The organism is Dolichospermum sp. UHCC 0406 (assembly GCF_009712025.1).
GTDB lineage: Bacteria > Cyanobacteriota > Cyanobacteriia > Cyanobacteriales > Nostocaceae > Dolichospermum > Dolichospermum lemmermannii.
In genome coordinates this window covers 70,512-88,178 of sequence record NZ_VILA01000016.1, presented here as the reverse complement: position 1 = coordinate 88,178, position 17,667 = coordinate 70,512, and the positions used below count along the sequence as shown (strand labels likewise).

The window sequence follows — 17,667 nt, the reverse complement described above, 5'->3', positions numbered from 1 at the left end:
AGCTTAAATCTCCATTTCCCTTGATTTAATTCTATAAACTGCCATGCTAAAACTTTTGTTGGGCGATCCCAACGCTCGTAAACTTAAAAAATACCAACCTTACATTACAGAAATTAACCTCTTAGAGGAAGATATTAAGCCGCTGTCTGATGAACAGTTAAAAGCGAAAACCGTCGAGTTTAAACAACGGTTGGCTAAAGGCGAAACTCTAGATGATATTTTACCGGAAGCCTTTGCTGTGGTTCGGGAATCGGGGCGGCGTGTCTTAGGATTACGTCACTTTGATGTGCAACTTCAGGGTGGGATAATTCTGCATACTGGGCAAATTGCCGAAATGAAAACCGGTGAGGGAAAAACTTTGGTAGCGACTTTACCAAGTTATTTAAATGCCCTGACTGGTAAAGGTGTCCACGTTATTACTGTGAATGATTACCTGGCGCGTCGAGACGCGGAATGGATGGGTCAGGTACACCGGTTCTTGGGGTTGAGTGTGGGGCTAATTCAGTCCACTATGACCCCCAGCGAGCGCCAAAAAAACTATGAGTGTGATATTACCTATGTCACCAACAGCGAAATAGGCTTTGATTATCTCCGGGATAATATGGCTACTTCAATGGCTGAGGTGGTACAACGTCCGTTTAATTTCTGTGTAATTGACGAGGTAGACTCGATTTTAGTGGATGAAGCCCGGACTCCATTAATTATTTCTGGTCAGGTGGAAAGACCAACGGAAAAATACTTACAAGCGGCAGAAATTGCTTTTAGTCTCAAAAAAGATGAGCATTACGAAGTTAATGAAAAGGATCGTAACGTTCTCTTGACAGATGAGGGTTTTGCAGAATCGGAAAATCAGTTGGGTGTGACAGATTTGTTTGACCCAGAAGACCCTTGGGCGCATTTTATGTTTAATGCGATTAAGGCTAAGGAATTATTTCTCAAAGATGTGAATTATATTGTCCGCAATGACGAAATTGTGATTGTAGATGAATTTACAGGTCGGGTACTGCCGGGACGGCGTTGGAGTGATGGTTTACACCAAGCTATTGAAGCCAAGGAACACGTAGAAATTCAGCCAGAAACCCAAACTTTGGCGACAATTACCTATCAAAATCTGTTTTTGCTCTATCCCAAGTTGGGGGGAATGACGGGAACGGCAAAAACTGAGGAAGTGGAATTTGAAAAGATATACAAACGGGAAGTGACGATTATTCCCACCAATCGGATTAGAAGACGGGAAGACCTGTCTGATATGGTGTTTAAGACTGAACCAGGGAAGTGGGGAGCGATCGCTAAAGAATGTGCCGAAATGCACGAAAATGGTAGACCTGTGTTAGTGGGGACAACCAGCGTCGAAAAGTCCGAACTTCTCAGCCGACTCCTCAAGGAAATGGAAATTCCCCACGAGTTACTTAACGCTAGACCAGAAAATGTGGAACGGGAAGCGGAAATTATTGCCCAAGCTGGACGCAGTGGGGCTGTAACTATCGCTACGAACATGGCAGGACGGGGTACAGACATTATCCTGGGTGGTAACTCTGAGTATATGGCGCGGTTGAAACTGCGGGAATACTTTATGCCTCGCATTGTTAGCCCCGAAGATGATGATAGTTTTGGGATGCAAAGGGCTTCTGGACTACCGATAGGTGGTAGCGGTGGTGGACAAGGCTTTGTTCCTGGTAAAAAGGTGAAAACTTGGCGGGCTTCTCCAGAAATTTTCCCCACCCAATTAAGAAAAGAAACAGAACAGCTTTTAAAAGCGGCTGTAGAGGTGGCTGTGAAGGCTTATGGTGAGCGCAGTTTACCGGAATTGGAAGCAGAAGAGAAGGTAGCTGTGGCGGCGGAAAAAGCCCCGACAGATGACCTGGTAATTCAGAAATTGCGGGAAGCTTACCAGCAGATTAAGCATGAGTATGAAGAATTTACTGTCCGCGAACATGATGACGTTGTCAACAGAGGTGGTTTGCACGTAATTGGAACGGAACGTCATGAGTCACGACGAATTGATAACCAGTTACGCGGACGAGCGGGAAGACAAGGCGACCCTGGAACGACAAGATTTTTCCTCAGTTTAGAGGATAACCTATTGCGCATCTTTGGGGGCGATCGCGTTGCCGGCTTGATGAATGCTTTCCAAGTGGAAGAAGATATGCCGATAGAATCAGGTATGTTAACTCGCAGCTTAGAAGGCGCACAGAAAAAGGTGGAAACCTATTACTACGACATCCGCAAACAGGTGTTTGAGTATGACGAGGTAATGAATAACCAAAGGCGGGCTATCTATGCGGAACGTCGCCGGGTGTTGGAAGGTCAGGATTTGAAGGAACAGGTGATAAAATACGCAGAAAAAACGATGGACGACATCGTTGATTATTACATCAACCCTGATTTACCTTCGGAAGAATGGGAGTTAGAAAAGTTAGTAGATAAGGTGAAGGAGTTTGTTTACCTGTTGGCTGATATGCAGTCTGGACAGTTGGAGGATATGGGGATGATGGAAATTAAAGCTTTTCTCCATGAACAAGCGCGGATTGCCTATGATATGAAGGAAGCGCAAATTGACCAAATTCAACCGGGTTTAATGCGCCAAGCAGAACGGTTCTTTATTCTCCAACGCATAGATACTTTGTGGCGGGAGCATCTGCAACAAATGGATGCTTTGCGTGAGTCTGTTGGTTTGCGTGGTTATGGGCAAAAAGACCCGCTCATTGAGTATAAGAGTGAGGGTTATGAGTTGTTCTTGGATATGATGGTGAATATCCGCCGTGATGTGGTTTATTCTCTGTTTATGTTCCAGCCTCAAGCGCAACAAACTGCTGAGATGGTTTAAGGGTTTTTTTCTCGCAACAGACGCACAAGGCACGGAGGGTGTTTTCTGCGTCTTTGTTTTATTTTTGTTTCGCGCAAAGTCGCTAAGGAGCAAAGGCGCAAAGGAAGAGGAGGAAGAAGAGTTATTCGGCGAACATTTCAGCTAGGATATCCAGAACTGTTTTTTGTTCTTCTGTAGTAATTTGACCCAGAAGTTTGACTAATCGAGTTTTATCTATTGTGCGAATTTGGTCTAGGACAATTTGTCCATTTTGTCCTTGAAATTGACAGGTTACTCTTGTGGGGTATGGTTGCCCTTTTAAGGATGCTGTATGCTCCAATTTCTTGTAAACTAATGAAAAAGGATTAGGTCAATTTTCTATGCTGAAGTCTTTTGAAATACGCAACTTCAGAATCTTTGATCAAATAGAGGTTAAAAAATTAAGTAATATTAACCTTATTGTCGGTATGAATAATGCTGGTAAGAGTACATTTCTCGAAGCAGTAGAACTCTATGCCAGTAATGCTTCCCCTATGACTATACTTGAGCTTGTAGAATCAAGGCAAGGATCTTGGATTAGTGAAGCACAACAGCATCCTCCAAATTTTCTTAGTAATCCCATACGTCATCTATTTTTTAGTCATAAATTACCCGATATAGGAGAACAAGGTATCATTATTGGAGAAATTTCTTCAACCTCAAAAATTCACATCGGCATTGCTGTATATCAGATTAAATCTGATGATGAAGGGACAATGAAAAGAATTCGCATTTCTGGTGAGCAACTATATGAAGACTTATCAAATATTGAAGTTATTCTAGTAGCAGAAGAAGGCGAAAAAACTCGAAGAATCTTGAGATTAGATAAGGATTTTAGAGAAATTAGACGTGGTTCTAGAGTTGTTTATGAACGACAAGATTCTGAATTAAAATACAAATGGCAATTTGTCTCGACAGAGAATATGCCCAACCGAAAATTAGCTGCTCTATGGGATTTGACAAGTTTAACTAGTTTGGAATCAGAGGTGATTTCTGCTCTTAAACTTATTGAACCTAAGATATCAGGAGTTGCTTTTGTAGAAGACATTAGTAAAGGCCGTAGTAGCGACAATCGTATTCCTCTAGTAAAAGTTGAAGGTATAGATGAACCATTAGCTCTTAAAAGTATGGGTGATGGTTTAAATCGTTTATTTCATATCATGGTAGCTCTGGTGAATGCGAAAGATGGAATTTTGTTAATTGATGAATTTGAAAATGGCTTGCATTGGACAGTACAACCTAAAGTTTGGGAGATTCTTTTTCATTTTTCCGAAAAGCTCAATGTTCAAGTATTTGCAACCACACATAGTCGTGATTGTGTAAATGGTTTTGATAGTGCATGGAATAAGTATCCTTTACTTGGTGCTTTCTTTAGACTAGAAGTTAAAAATAATCTGATTAAAGTAAAAGAATATTCTGCTGAAACATTGGCAGATTCTATTGAAATGGACGTTGAAACAAGATAAAGAGAAATAGTATGAAAGATATTTGTAAACAAGATACCGATAAAGTGTTACTTTTGGAAGGTAAAAATGATTGTCATGTTGTTATGGCTTTGTGTGCTGCTCACCAAGTTCCTGAAACTTTTGGAATATATGAATGCGGTGCAGATACAGAAGTTTTGAAGCGTCTGAATGCTTTGATATCCCGTTCTAATGCTCCTCAAGTAATCGGAGTAATGCTTGATGCTGATAGCCCTTCTCTAGAAGGAAGATGGGCAAGCATTAAAGGCAAATTAACTCATTATAGCTATAACTTACCTAAGATTCCTGATAAGCATGGAACAATAATTAAGGGTATTGAAGATGAACCTAAACTTGGATTTTGGTTGATGCCGAATAATCAAGATTCGGGTAAATTAGAGGATTTTTGTGCAGAATTAGCAAAACCTAAATCTTTAGAATTTGCGAAAGAATGTATTACTAAAGCACAAATTAATAAATTAACAACTTTTAAATCATTGGATCTTAGTAAAGCAATTATTCACACATATCTAGCTTGGCAAGATGAACCAGGATATCCTATGGGACAGGCAATTACTAAACAATCTCTTCGTCCTCATACAGATATTGCTATAAAGTTTACTGACTGGTTAACACGGTTATTTAATTAAAAATTTTTCCTCATCTTCCTGAACAATAGTATATGGTATCGCTACACCTAAGCAAGACATTGACTTAATTGAAGCAAGACTTGAAAGGGCAAAACAGCATTATAACCAAGTTTATCGGTAAGAGAAAAATAAATAATCATGACAGAAAATATTGAAATAACAACTAGTAGCGGTAATGTATTTGCTGATTTAGGTTTACCCAACCCAGATGAAATGCTAGTAAAAGCAGAACTAGCACGCAAAATCAGTAATGCTATCACCGCACGTCATATCACCCAAGCTGAAGCGGCTGAATTATTAGGAATTGATCAACCAAAAGTTTCTGCTTTAATGAGAGGAAGACTCACAGGTTTTTCTCTAGAAAGAATGTTTAGATTTCTCAATGCTTTTGAAATTGATGTAGAAATTAGAGTAAAACCTAAATCTAGCCATAATGCCCGAATAACTGTAGTTTAATTCGAGCTATTTCCAAGTCAAAATTCATAGCAAAATTACAAGATAGAAAATAACACACTTTGGAAAAACACATTAGAACTGAATGAATTACGAAGGAGGGTTGTCATGATTTTCAATTATTCTCTTACCTTAAAGTCCGAAATATCACCCTTCCCGGATACTCTTGCTGATTAATTTTGGTATAGACTCGCAAACAAGTTAATACTTCACCTGGATTACCACCACAGTCTAATTGCAAGTCATCTTTAGAAAATTCACAAACATCACCATACAGTCCTGATAACTGTTTGAGTCGGACTTCATTACCTGCTTTCATAGCTTTATCAACGGCTTTTCTGAGAAGACGACGAGATTCTTTTTGTAATTTTCCCCACCAAGAATAACGTTCAGCCGGGGGAATAAATACTAAGGAATGAATGGCTTCATCCATGTCAATCCAGGCACATAAATTTAAAATAGTATCAGTATTTTCCTCGGATTTTTGCAGGCGGTGAAAGCGATCGCTTAATGTGTCAATATATTGATGACGTTGTTCTAATTTAGAATGTAAAGAAACTACGTCAAAGCTAAAAACACTTTTTAAAGCATGATGTAAGTCTGGATCTATTTCAATAAACTTAATATATAAAAGTAAAAATCCGGCGATTAAATATAAATTTTCAGAAAGATGAGTTTGGGCAATTCCTGAATTTACCAAAGCTGTTTGAGATAAACATAATCCTTTGGCCTTAACTGTACCACTTAACCCTGGATAAATAATTTCATCACGGACAAATGGTAATTCCTCCAGATTTATATGATCTACAACTGCACCTACTTCTTGCGCTAATTCTAAGGCCTTATGTCGCCAAAATGTAGCTACATCTTCAGGAACTCGCAACAGTTTTCTATGAATTTCGTTCCATATTTCCGCATCAATTTGGCTTTGAATACAAGAATTACCAAGATAAGATTTTAATTCTGAATCATCATTAAAAGCATCTTTTAATTTTATTAACTGAGGTTGTTTTAGATCCCCAACTTCTTGAAGAAGTCGGGGATCTAATAATTGATGAAGTTCTTGGAGAATTTCTTCTGATAGCTGAAATCCGGTATCAAGCGGATATTCTTGATTTGCTTTTGTTAAAGTTGCGGCTAATCCATATAAATTAAACCGTAATATTTTGGCTAATTCTGAGTTTTTTGTATTTAGTAGTTTATGTAAATTCTGCATAATTTTGTTAGGATGAAAATAGAAGATTTTATATCCCCGACTTCTTTAAGAAGTCGGGGATATAAGATTAATGAATACCGCAAAAAGGATCACGTTCTTTATCAACTTCGTTAGGTTGTAATTCCAATTCTGCGCGATAAACACATCCTTCTTGTTCCAGACATTCTTGATTATTAGATGTCCAATAAGGAACTGCCCCAGCGTGCATTCTTAATATGCCTGTATTATCAATAGTTACATGATATTGACAAGGATAATCTGTGATAATATCTGGTCTGCTGAGTGTGCCAATCCGTAGCCATTTCTTAGTATTTGTATCACTATCAGTCTGATAAATATAGAAGGTGTGTTGACCACTTTGGGGAAATGATGGCAAAGGTTTACTGATTAATCCTGTTCCTGGTTGTTTGACACCATCTTGTAAATAATGAAATGTTTCCATTGATTTACTTTCATTATTATCAACTGCAAATACTAAATGATAAGCATGAGGTTGATCAACTGTGGCAGATTCTAAAACATTAACAGCAATATCACCATCATTTAAGTTGTGTTGATGGTTTTCTATGGCGATATTCCATTTTAAATTACCATCAGTAAATAAGGTATTTTCAGTAGATTTAGATATGACTGAATTAATATCAATGCCAACCACATCTATTAAATAATGAGGATTACCTCGGCATAGTAAAACGCTAAATTGTAAAGCTTGGTCAATCTCAAATTGGATTTTAATTTTTTTGAGAAATTCCTGTTCTTCCATACCCAATTTATCCATCAATATTTTACCGTCGAAACTACCCCACAGGCGAAAAGTGCCATTTTCATAATCTTGACGATGGATAATATTTGTTAATTGGATGCCCTGCCAAGGTGTCCGCACTTTAGCAACAGTGTCCCAAGGTGCAAGTTGATATAGTTCTTGTCCAGCATTAAAAATGGCTAATGGTTCGTTACTTTGGGTTTTGCGTTTGAAGTTACAAGGAAGATAATAAAACAGGTTTTTGACATCAATTTCTAGTTGATTTGCACCTTTACGTAACAGATTTTTAGATTCTTCTGGATCAAATCGAAAGCGACGCAATTTTTCGGCATAACAAGCACCTGCGGAAGTGGCAATTTTGGTAAATTCTAAAACAAAAGTAATTCGTTCGGGATTCCAAACAAAATAAGGCGATTTACTAAATTCTTCGTAAATTTGTTGTTGAACAAGATTAAAATTGCAAGTTTTTCCAGACAGAATTAACCAATCTACTTTTTGATTTGTTTCTGAATTAAGACGGCTTTCCATTAAGCCTTTTGCAATACCAATGGCTTCTTTAATTGAAGAAGTTGCTGCCCGTTCAAATTGCTGATGATCTAAAGTTAGAGAAATAGATTCAGAACTTCTAACTTGAAATTTAATCGCACTTTGGGCAAGAAGTTCACCAATTTGTTGTTCATTTAAAGTGAAGGTTAATAAAGAACCATCTGCGGGTGGTTTTTGCCCTAATTTGAGTTTAGCAGCTTCAGCATGATCCCACAATGTGTAAAAGGTTTGTAGGCGTTGGGTTGCTTGTTGCCAACGAGTTGGTAAGACTTTTTCCGCTGTATCTAGGGCATCTTTAAAAGCAACGTCACCTTCGGGATTTTCTTTATCTATACATTTTAATAAACTACCAGTTTTAAATTTTCCATCTTCTAAAAAACGGTCATTTAATTCAGAGTTAATTAAGTCTTCTAATTTATCGCTTTCAATGTCACCTGTGGTAACTGCGGTCAGCAGAAAATCAGAAATTGCAACTTTTAACAAACGGAAAATTCGTAAAGTAATTAATTCACCACCTAATTGTAAATGTCCCGAAGAACCTAATAATTTGGGAGTAAGTTTATAGTAACGTCCTCCTAAACCTCTATCTTCATGATCTGCAAAGAAGGGAGTTTTATCTTCTAGAGTAAGTTCAATTAAAGCTAAGTCTGTTGTACCCCCACCAATATCTAAAACCAGGACATTTTGTGACCATTTATTCCCATTTTGACGACAACGAGTTTTAAAAGATTCAATCCCAATATTCAGATTTCCGCCAAATTCTCGCCACAGGAAAAAGATAGCTACAGAAACAGCTTCGTCATAGGCTGTTTGCACATCATCAATGCCTAATTCCTGGACTAATTGCTTAATTTCTTTGCGAACTACGGGAGGGGCAACGGTGGGATAGGTAACAACTGCTGTTAAAAAATCGCCTTCTGAAAATCTCCGTCTAGCCCGTTGCCGATAATCTTCTGTTAGTTCAATTAATTGCGCCCAAGCTGCTTGAATGAGGCGATTAACTTGAATGTTTTCTTCATCTTCTTCTAAGATAATTGGGAAAGATCGATCTTGTCCAAAATAGCGTTTGGGTGAATGATGAAATCTGCTAATAATTTCTTTAACTGAAACAGTTGTTCCTTGGGCTATGGCTTTTTTTCTATTATCTCTTGCGTCTCTACCCATGCGTAGTTTTAAGGGAATTAATTGCGATACTTCCATTTCACTGGGAATTTCTGTACTGCGTCTATCAATATCTAAAATTACGGGAATTAAATTTTGTGATTCTAATGTGGGAACGCGGAAAACTTCGTGATATATAGCATAAAGTTTCTTGCTAACAGCCCGCCGAAATCTATCACTTGTTCCTAAACATAATTCAATTTGGCGAATTGCTTCTAAAAATAATTCTTTGTTATCACTTTCAAAAATTTCACTTAATTGATCTGATTCTATTGCTAAGTTTTTGCTAATATCAACTAGAAATTTTTCCCACTCACTACTACTAACATCTGGTAAGGCTAAATCTGGGGAGGAATTGAACCATTCCGCCATCCGTTCTCTTAATCTCAGTTCTTGTTCTCTGGGTAAAACTTCGGCAATGGGGACTTCTATGGGGTCAAAAAGTGTCACTGTGGAGTTGGAAGTACCAAAATCTAACGCTAACCAACCAGGAAATCTTTTTCTTTGTTTTTCGTTGAGTTTTTCACTGAGTTGTTGACTTAAATTATTCAAATAGTGATCAAATTGTGAAGTATTCATGGGTAGATGATTTTTTGTAGATGAACTTGATGATTTTTGTAAATTGGGTATAAACCAAAGATCACATTCAGCACATACATGATTAGATATGGACAAATTTGGTTTTCCCCCAGCGTCAGAATCAAAATATTCGACAATCACCTTTAAGGTACAATCAACTATTGTGATTAAAGGTGCATCTAACTGACAGGGATCTTGTCCTAATTGAGAAATATTATAAATTTGTTTGGGTGTGGCTGTGTGAAGTTGTCTATAACTTTTTTGAATTTGTGCTGCTAATTCATTTGGTGTACCTCTAACTATGCAGGTAATTCGAGAAATGTACGGTATGTTGCTTTTAATAGGGACAATTTGGATGGTGGGTAGATGCAACTGTGTGTTTTCTTTCACACCTAATTTAAAGCTAGGTAGAAGCTGAATTTCCACAGGCATTTTTGATGTTCCTTTTTTGTTTGTTAATATTTCATTGATAGTGCATTTCCCTAAATTTATTTGATAACTAAAGGTTTACTCTTTTCTTAATAAAAGAATATGGATTAAATGAACCACGAAGGGACGAAGAACACGAAGGAAGAAGGAAGAAGGAAGAAGAATGAAGAATAAAAGTAGTACCAATTAAATGCAGGTAAATAATTCTTCTTCATTAATTGTGGCAATATCGGTTAAGATTTCTAACCAAGCTGGAATGGCTAATTCGGTTTGTGAATCTCTTGCAGCAATATATCTTAGTAGTGCTTCTTTTTTGGCCAGGTTTTGCAAGCTGGGAATAATTTGATCTAAAATTCCGTTGATTTCTATATTTACTTGCTGATTACTTTCACTCACATATTGCACGAGGTGAAGACTAGCACTAGCGGTAATTTCATCTCGCAGTCGTAAAACGAAAAGTTGATGATTTGCGCTTCTTGATGTGTTTTGATTTCTCTCTGGTGACCAATCAAAAATTTGTCCTACACTGTGTTTTTCATCTTGTCTGGCTAGGGGAAAAATACTTTCTGGTTTGATACTTTGATCATGGTTATTGATTTCGGTAATAATGGCTTCTTTCCATTGACGAGGATCAGATCCTAGTAAGAGTTTATAAAATAAATCTGCTTCTTCAAGTCCAAATTTTGATTCAATTTCTTGTTCCATTTCTGGGATAAGAATGGTTTGCAGTTTTTCCCGTTCTAAGGTAATTTGATGTGCCAATGAGCTTAATAAGTCTACCACAGCTTGATGAATGCGATCGCTCGCAAAGTTCTCCAGTTCTTTAACGGTTTTCTCGAAAGCCGGATAAAAGTCATCACTCTTGGTTGCTATGGAGGTATTGACTCGATTTCCTCTATCAAATAATTTCCCCGCTGCACCTTTAAATTCCGCTAAGGTAATTGTGCCATTTTGAATTTTATTAAATAATAATGTCCACTGACTCCAATTCAAAATTTTCAAAGTTAGTTCATCTTTAATGACATCACTAACTACAATTCCTCTTCTATCTTTCAGTTGTTCTTTACCTAAATCTTTCTGAAAGTTTCTGTAGGTTCTATCTAAACTTTCTATGGCTGATCTTAATTCTAGTAAAGCTGGAGTATCAACTGTGGGTATGCCTTGTTCATGGATTTCGGCAATAATTTCTTTGAGATATTCTTGTTGTTGACGAATCACATCAGCAGCCCGACGAGTATCTTCATACAATTGCTTTAAGCCATGATTAGCAACATGAGTTTGAATCAATTCTCTTAATTTACTAATCCCACCATCTTGAGCAAAATAACCTAATTGTCTTCCTAATTGATTCCTCCCATCTGCTGCTAATAAAGCTTCACTTAAATCACCCCATTTCTGTTGTAATTTTTTCGGTCTTTCCAGATAATCAGGATAATCTAAATTGGCAAGAAATTCCTCAGAACCTGCTTTAATTTGACTAGAACGTTTGGCAAATTCAGACAATCCTAACAGTGGCGATAATAAAACAATTCTATCTTTTTGAGAAGTAAATGCTTCCGCCCCATCAATAATGGTTTTGAGAACTTTCAATTTTTGAAAAACTGCATTTGTTTGTAACGGTTGAGAATCAGATTGATTATTAATTAATAAATCTAGTTCCCTTTCTCCTCCTTCACTTTCTAAAGGCAGTTGATCAAAACGTCCCACACCGACAAGAATTAAATCCTTGAGGTCTTGTCCTGGACGCTGTTGCTGCATCATTGTGAAGATTTTATTGGCGCGATCGCTCCCCGGTGATTTACCATTAAGTAAGACTAAAATTGTCTGTACCTGTGCCAATTCTCGCAAGGATAAAAATGTATCTCTAGTTCCAGAATTAGCTGCACCCAAGCCGGGAAAATCTAAAAGGACAAATTCTTCTGCACCTGTAACATCCCAAATTTCTCGTGATATTTTCACATCAATATCAACACGACGAATTAAGGGAAAACTGGTTTGTAATAATTGCGTTCCTAACCTTTGTGGCGCATTTGGTAAGCGAACATTCGCTGCTGGTAAATCCTCAAATTTGAGAGATTGAATCGCCATAGGCATTTCTGCCAGTTGTAAACCTTCACGGGCTGTAATCCCATCAATTGGGTAAAGACGACCGCATAAAGCCTCACCATAAGCCTGATAAGCCCGCAAAAATAACACTAACTCCCGCACCAAATAACGCAACTCTAAATTATTGGAACTTTTCCAAACTTCCTCACACCAAATACTGATATCCTTACCGGTTTTAATTTTAGCTACCTGTAAAGGTGTCACCCCAGCGGACGCAGCGCGACGGTTTGCTTCTTTGAGCATGAAGTGTAAGCACTCATTTACCCCTTCATGGGATAAATATTCTACCGTATAATTATTTGCTTGGGTAGTTGCAAAACCATCCTGGGGTTTAATATGAATAGCTGTGACATTACCGGTTGTCGGATTTTCGCTCACGGGTAAAGCGTCTGCGTAACCAATGAGACTTCCTAGCAGCAAACTTTTACCGCTGCTAAATTCCCCCATGATGCCAATTTTTACCGGTGAGTTGGCCAGTTCCACAGTTTTCTCTGCTGCCTCTCGCAGCCGCAGCAGACAATCATCAAGGCTAGTGGGAACCCAATCTTCCTCCTGGGAAGGGCGCTGGGGAACTGAGTCAATTTTGCGGAGGATAAATTCACCGTACTCTTTCAATCGTGCCAGCTTATCTGGTTCCATAGAGTAGTCTTTCGTTTGAGTTCATTTTCACAACTGGGTTATAACACAAAACCTTAAAACTATTCCTATGTGGTGCCACGAAAACAGGCAAGACGCAAGACGGAAGCGGGAATTTCTTTGTTCTTTGTTTTTCTAATCTTCATCTAAGTAGGTGAACACAATAAAACCAATCTGTGTAAAGAAAAGTAAAATCGCCCAAACCCTCTTGCCTCTTGCCTCACCAATGAGCAATGCTAAACCCCGGCAATTGCCAGAAATTACCCAGCTTTCAAAATCTCATCATCTACAGAAAAATCAACTTCTAATTTATCTTGTCCATTGATTAAATAATCATTTACTAAAGAATTTTGCAAACCAGAAATCAAATCATATTTAGGTTGCCAATTTAATTCTATTTGTGCTTTATTCACTGATGCAAAGAAATGCTGTACCCGCATCGGAAAAGCTTTCCGTTTACCGAAATCAAACTTTTTCGGATCATAATGGACGATTTTCACATCATCGGCAGATTTACCAGCAGCTACAGCACAAGCACGCGCTAACCCATCGAAAGTGACAAAGCGATCGCCCGAAATATTATAAATCTGCCCAATTGCTTGATCATTCCCAATTATCTGGGTCATCGCTTGAGCTAAATCCCAGACATGGCCAAGTTGAGTGATGTGCATACCATTTCCGGGAATACAAATCGGGCGATCGCGTACAATTCTATCAAAAAACCAACTTTCCAAAGGATTATAATTTTGCGGCCCGTAGATATAAGTAGGACGAATAGAAGTAAAGGGGATTCCCAACTGCTTGAGGTAAGCTTCCGTTTCATGTTTACCCTGGTGACGACTCTTAGGATCAACAGCATCCCCTTCTAAATGGGGCATTTGGTCAGATTTGAGGTAAACACCCGCAGAACTCATATAAACAAAATGTTTGACCCGTCCTTGAAAAATTTCTGCCAGAGGTTGTGTATCCGTGAGTTCCCTACCATTATTGTCAAAAACGACATCAAAACTTTCTGGTGCTAACTTTTCTTGAAGTTGAGTTGAGTTAGTGCGATCGCCTATAATTTGTCCTACCCCCGCAGGTGCAGCATGATTACCACGATTGAACAAAACCACCTCATGTCCATCCTTAATCAGCAGTTGAGTCAAATACACCCCAATAAACCGAGTTCCACCGATAACCAGAATCCGCATAACTTTCTAATTCCTGAATAAAAATTACCGCTATCTGTAGAGGTTATCAGGTTGTAGTATCACTAGAGGAACATCTTTTGGTAGGATTATATCTTCTATTCAATCTAGAGAGATCAAACTCTTTCCCCCTGCCTTCTCCGAACGACAATTTTTAATGCTCACCTACTTACCTTCCACCCATTCAACTTAACCGTGTCCTTAGAATATGCCTTAGTTCATGAGTGGTTAACCCCTCAAGCCACAGGAGGTTCAGAACTCGTAGTCCAGGAAATATTAAATCACATTGACGCTGATTTATACGCCCTGATTGATTTTGAATCCAGCAATCCAGAAAGTTACCTGTATAAACGTCAAATTGGCACAACGTTTTTACAGAAATTTCCCCAAGCCCGTCAAGGAGTCCAAAAATATTTACCCCTATTACCCTTGGCCATTGAGCAATTGGATTTGCGACAATATGAAGTTATTTTATCTTCATCTCATGCTGTAGCTAAAGGAGTCTTAACCACCCCTAATCAATTGCATATCTGCTATAGCCATAGCCCCATGCGCTACGCGTGGGATTTAACCTTTGATTATCTCAACCAAAGCAAACTAGGGCAAGGAGCAATCGGCTGGATCACCCGCCAAATCCTCCATAATTTGCGGCAATGGGACGTAATCAGTGCCAACCGGGTGGATTACTTCATTGCCAATTCACAACACACAGCTAGACGAATTTGGCGGTGCTATCGTCGAGAAGCAACCGTCATCTATCCACCAGTCAATATTGATGAATGTCTCTTTTCCTCGCAAAAAGAGGATTTTTATCTGATAGTTTCCCGACTAGTAAGTTATAAACAAGTTTCCTTAATTGTTCAGGCTTTTAATAGCCTCAAAAAACCCTTGGTTATTATTGGCACTGGTCCTCAAATGAACAAATTACGGGAAATAGCTCAACCACATATTCAAATCTTAGGATGGCAACCCGATCATATCGTCAAAAATTATATGTCCCGTGCCAAAGCCTTTGTTTATGCAGCTTGCGAAGACTTTGGCATTGCCCTAGTTGAAGCCCAAGCCTGTGGAACTCCCGTAATTGCATACCGTGCAGGTGGTGCATTGGAAACAGTCAGAGATATTCAGACACATCCTGATACAGGAACTGGTATATTATTTAAAATCCAAACAGTAGGAGCTATAGTAGATGCCGTAGAAAAATTTGTAGATCATGAGCATTTATACAATTATGAGTATATACAAACACACGCTAATCAATTTTCTCGCCAGGTTTTTGCAGAACGTTATCTAGGTTTTGTGAATGAATGTCGTGAAAAAGGAGTTTACCAAAAGTAAACATCGGCCTTTTGTATTTATTTTCTCAGAAGAGTGCAAATTTTTCCTCAAAATTACTGCCTTTTAGCTTTAAGATTGGGACTATGTGTGGTGTGGATTATAAAGGAGTATGATGACTGCCCAGAGTTCACTCCTCTCCGGCAAGCGATACCCGCGGAAGGATAACAGTACATCTGTGACTGTTTTATCAAAACGTGGTCAAAAAGTTAAACAGCCAAAGGTGAAATCCAGAAGTTTATCTTTTCAGGGTTTATACGGAGAGTTTTTTAAACGACTGTTTGATATAGTTTTTTCATTGTCGGTCTTGATTTTGTTTTCTCCCATCTACATGATATTGGCTTTATTGATAGCCATAAGCTCAAAGGGTCCGATCTTTTATGTTCAAGAACGGGTGGGCAAAAACTACCGCAGCTTCAATTGCATTAAGTTTCGCACCATGGTCAACAATGCTGACGAAATTCTTGTCGAAATGATGGCTACATCACCTAACCTCCGAGCAGAATTTGAAGACAATTTTAAGCTGAAAACAGACCCAAGAATCACTAAAATTGGTCACTTTTTGCGAATTACCAGCTTAGATGAATTTCCCCAATTTTGGAATGTTCTCAAAGGAGATATGAGTGTAGTTGGTCCAAGACCTTTAGTCGCGGAAGAATTAATCAAATATGGTGATTATATCAATCATGTTTTAACGATTCGTCCTGGAATTACTGGTTTGTGGCAAGTATCCGGGCGTAATGATATTCCATATCCTCGCCGGGTGCAAATAGACCTCCATTATGTCAATTTTAGGAATTTTTGGCTTGATTTGTGGATCATCCTGAAAACAGTTAATGTTGTCATTATGCCCAAAAATAAAGGAGCTTACTAAGTAAGTACGCAAATTCCATCTTATGGGGCAACATTATGCCCCAAAAACTATTTTCGATAGCAAAGGTATAAAATTTATTCTTACGCATATATACGGCTCAAGGAATTTCTAGTGCTGACAATAATTGATACACTTGAAATCAAGAATATTAATTGAACTAAACCTATAATTATTTGTTAAAGTGTTTTTTAGCAAAAATATTTGTTGACCTTTAACTTGTAATAGCAACTAATATTTGTAGCCTAACTATTGGGCAGTTATATCAATTAACTGCTAGTTTATATCAGAATGTTTGTAATCTTCAACTAAAAACAACAAGGCATCACCAACCATGACACAAAGAAAACGGGCTTTAATTACTGGTATTACTGGTCAAGATGGTTCTTATTTAACTGAACTTTTACTAGAACAAGGTTATGAAGTCCACGGGATTATTCGCCGTACTTCCACCTTTAACACAGACAGAATTGATCATATGTATGAAGATCCTCATAACGAGGGCGCAAGGCTGTTTCTTCACTATGGTGATTTGACAGACGGAACAACACTGCGGCGGATTTTAGAAGAAGTTAAACCTACAGAAATTTATAATTTAGGCGCTCAATCCCACGTCCGGGTGAGCTTTGATTCACCTGAATATACAGTAGATGCTGTAGGTATGGGGACATTACGTTTATTGGAAGCAATCCGCGATTATCAACACCGCACTGGGATTGAAGTCCGTTTCTATCAAGCTGGTTCTTCGGAAATGTATGGTTTGGTGCAAGCAGTTCCCCAAAGTGAAACCACACCTTTTTATCCCCGCAGTCCCTACGCTTGTGCTAAGGTGTACGCTCACTGGCAAACCATAAATTACCGCGAATCTTACAATTTATTTGCTTGTAACGGTATTCTTTTTAATCATGAATCTCCCAGAAGGGGCGAAACATTTGTTACCCGCAAAATTACTAGAGCCATAGCCCGCATAGTTGCTGGTAAACAAAAAAATATCTTCATGGGTAATTTGGATTCCAAGAGAGATTGGGGTTATGCCAAAGATTACGTAAAAGCAATGTGGTTGATGTTGCAACAAGAGCAGCCAGATGATTATGTGGTGGCAACTGGTGAAACCCATTCAGTGAAGGAGTTTCTGGAGTTAGCATTTAGTTATGTTAATCTCGATTGGCAGAAATACGTAGAGTTTGATCAACGTTATCTGCGTCCTGCAGAAGTAGATTTATTAATTGGTGATCCGACTAAGGCACAGCAAAAATTAGGCTGGAAACCATCAGTAACATTTAAAGAACTGGTTGCGCTCATGGTAGAAGCTGATTTACAAGCTGTGGGTTGTACTTCCCCTAATGGTAATGGTGCAAAATACCCTCAAGATATTGCTACTACCCGTCAAGAATTAGGATCTCTGCACTTTTAATCAGATCAAG

At 38.4% G+C, this 17,667-nt stretch carries 12 protein-coding genes; 7 read left to right on the top strand and 5 right to left on the bottom strand.

Annotated features, from left to right (window positions below; genetic code table 11):
• The first annotated feature begins 43 nt into the window (after nucleotides 1-43).
• On the top strand, nucleotides 44-2,827 hold the full coding sequence (gene secA, locus FJR09_RS14835) for a preprotein translocase subunit SecA (RefSeq protein ID WP_168652675.1): 2,784 nt from the start codon (nucleotides 44-46) through the stop codon (nucleotides 2,825-2,827).
• Between the two features lie 121 nt (nucleotides 2,828-2,948).
• Here secA and FJR09_RS14830 read toward each other — a convergent pair whose 3' ends face one another.
• Nucleotides 2,949-3,146 (bottom strand): type II toxin-antitoxin system PemK/MazF family toxin, encoded by a 198-nt coding sequence (locus FJR09_RS14830; protein WP_168650567.1) that lies wholly within the window; start codon nucleotides 3,144-3,146, stop codon nucleotides 2,949-2,951.
• A gap of 40 nt (nucleotides 3,147-3,186) precedes the next feature.
• On the opposite strand from FJR09_RS14830, the gene FJR09_RS14825 reads away from it, so the two are divergent.
• The 3 genes from FJR09_RS14825 (at nucleotide 3,187) to FJR09_RS14815 (ending at nucleotide 5,414) form a co-directional block, all read left to right on the top strand.
• Nucleotides 3,187-4,311, top strand: coding sequence for an ATP/GTP-binding protein (locus tag FJR09_RS14825; RefSeq protein WP_015078761.1), 1,125 nt, complete (start codon nucleotides 3,187-3,189; stop codon nucleotides 4,309-4,311).
• Between the two features lie 11 nt (nucleotides 4,312-4,322).
• On the top strand, nucleotides 4,323-4,958 hold the full coding sequence (locus tag FJR09_RS14820) for a DUF3226 domain-containing protein (RefSeq protein WP_015078762.1): 636 nt from the start codon (nucleotides 4,323-4,325) through the stop codon (nucleotides 4,956-4,958).
• 138 nt (nucleotides 4,959-5,096) lie between these two features.
• A complete protein-coding gene (locus FJR09_RS14815) occupies nucleotides 5,097-5,414 on the top strand; it encodes a helix-turn-helix domain-containing protein (RefSeq protein ID WP_015078763.1) in 318 nt (105 codons plus the stop codon).
• A 124-nt stretch (nucleotides 5,415-5,538) separates the two neighbouring features.
• On the opposite strand, the gene FJR09_RS14810 is transcribed toward FJR09_RS14815, so the two are convergent.
• The 4 genes from FJR09_RS14810 to FJR09_RS14795 form a co-directional block, all read right to left on the bottom strand.
• Nucleotides 5,539-6,627: a hypothetical protein gene (locus tag FJR09_RS14810; RefSeq protein ID WP_015078764.1), complete on the bottom strand. Its 1,089-nt coding sequence runs from the start codon at nucleotides 6,625-6,627 to the stop codon at nucleotides 5,539-5,541.
• 67 nt (nucleotides 6,628-6,694) lie between these two features.
• Nucleotides 6,695-10,108 carry a virulence factor SrfB gene (locus FJR09_RS14805; protein WP_015078765.1) on the bottom strand — a complete coding sequence of 1,138 codons (3,414 nt, stop codon included), beginning with the start codon at nucleotides 10,106-10,108 and terminating at the stop codon, nucleotides 6,695-6,697.
• 183 nt (nucleotides 10,109-10,291) lie between these two features.
• The gene (locus FJR09_RS14800; protein WP_015078766.1) at nucleotides 10,292-12,850 is read right to left on the bottom strand and encodes a dynamin family protein; all 2,559 of its coding nucleotides are present in this window, start codon (nucleotides 12,848-12,850) and stop codon (nucleotides 10,292-10,294) included.
• A gap of 257 nt (nucleotides 12,851-13,107) precedes the next feature.
• Nucleotides 13,108-14,040 (bottom strand): NAD-dependent epimerase/dehydratase family protein, encoded by a 933-nt coding sequence (locus FJR09_RS14795; RefSeq protein ID WP_015078767.1) that lies wholly within the window; start codon nucleotides 14,038-14,040, stop codon nucleotides 13,108-13,110.
• 192 nt (nucleotides 14,041-14,232) lie between these two features.
• Between FJR09_RS14795 and FJR09_RS14790 the strand changes: the two genes are divergently transcribed.
• The 3 genes from FJR09_RS14790 (at nucleotide 14,233) to gmd (ending at nucleotide 17,657) form a co-directional block, all read left to right on the top strand.
• Nucleotides 14,233-15,375 carry a glycosyltransferase gene (locus tag FJR09_RS14790; protein ID WP_168652676.1) on the top strand — a complete coding sequence of 381 codons (1,143 nt, stop codon included), beginning with the start codon at nucleotides 14,233-14,235 and terminating at the stop codon, nucleotides 15,373-15,375.
• A gap of 112 nt (nucleotides 15,376-15,487) precedes the next feature.
• On the top strand, nucleotides 15,488-16,246 hold the full coding sequence (locus FJR09_RS14785) for a sugar transferase (RefSeq protein WP_015078769.1): 759 nt from the start codon (nucleotides 15,488-15,490) through the stop codon (nucleotides 16,244-16,246).
• 331 nt (nucleotides 16,247-16,577) lie between these two features.
• The gene (gene gmd / locus FJR09_RS14780; RefSeq protein ID WP_015078770.1) at nucleotides 16,578-17,657 is read left to right on the top strand and encodes a GDP-mannose 4,6-dehydratase; all 1,080 of its coding nucleotides are present in this window, start codon (nucleotides 16,578-16,580) and stop codon (nucleotides 17,655-17,657) included.
• Nucleotides 17,658-17,667: the final 10 nt, after the last annotated feature.

Excerpts from the sequence above, each read along its gene's own strand:
- secA (WP_168652675.1), top strand. The coding sequence starts at position 44 with ATGCTAAAACTTTTGTTGGGCGATCCCAACGCTCGTAAACTTAAAAAA.
- FJR09_RS14825 (WP_015078761.1), top strand. The coding sequence starts at position 3,187 with ATGCTGAAGTCTTTTGAAATACGCAACTTCAGAATCTTTGATCAAATA.
- FJR09_RS14820 (WP_015078762.1), top strand. The coding sequence starts at position 4,323 with ATGAAAGATATTTGTAAACAAGATACCGATAAAGTGTTACTTTTGGAA.
- FJR09_RS14815 (WP_015078763.1), top strand. The coding sequence starts at position 5,097 with ATGACAGAAAATATTGAAATAACAACTAGTAGCGGTAATGTATTTGCT.
- FJR09_RS14810 (WP_015078764.1), bottom strand. The coding sequence starts at position 6,627 with ATGCAGAATTTACATAAACTACTAAATACAAAAAACTCAGAATTAGCC.
- FJR09_RS14805 (WP_015078765.1), bottom strand. The coding sequence starts at position 10,108 with ATGCCTGTGGAAATTCAGCTTCTACCTAGCTTTAAATTAGGTGTGAAA.
- FJR09_RS14800 (WP_015078766.1), bottom strand. The coding sequence starts at position 12,850 with ATGGAACCAGATAAGCTGGCACGATTGAAAGAGTACGGTGAATTTATC.
- FJR09_RS14795 (WP_015078767.1), bottom strand. The coding sequence starts at position 14,040 with ATGCGGATTCTGGTTATCGGTGGAACTCGGTTTATTGGGGTGTATTTG.
- FJR09_RS14785 (WP_015078769.1), top strand. The coding sequence starts at position 15,488 with ATGACTGCCCAGAGTTCACTCCTCTCCGGCAAGCGATACCCGCGGAAG.
- gmd (WP_015078770.1), top strand. The coding sequence starts at position 16,578 with ATGACACAAAGAAAACGGGCTTTAATTACTGGTATTACTGGTCAAGAT.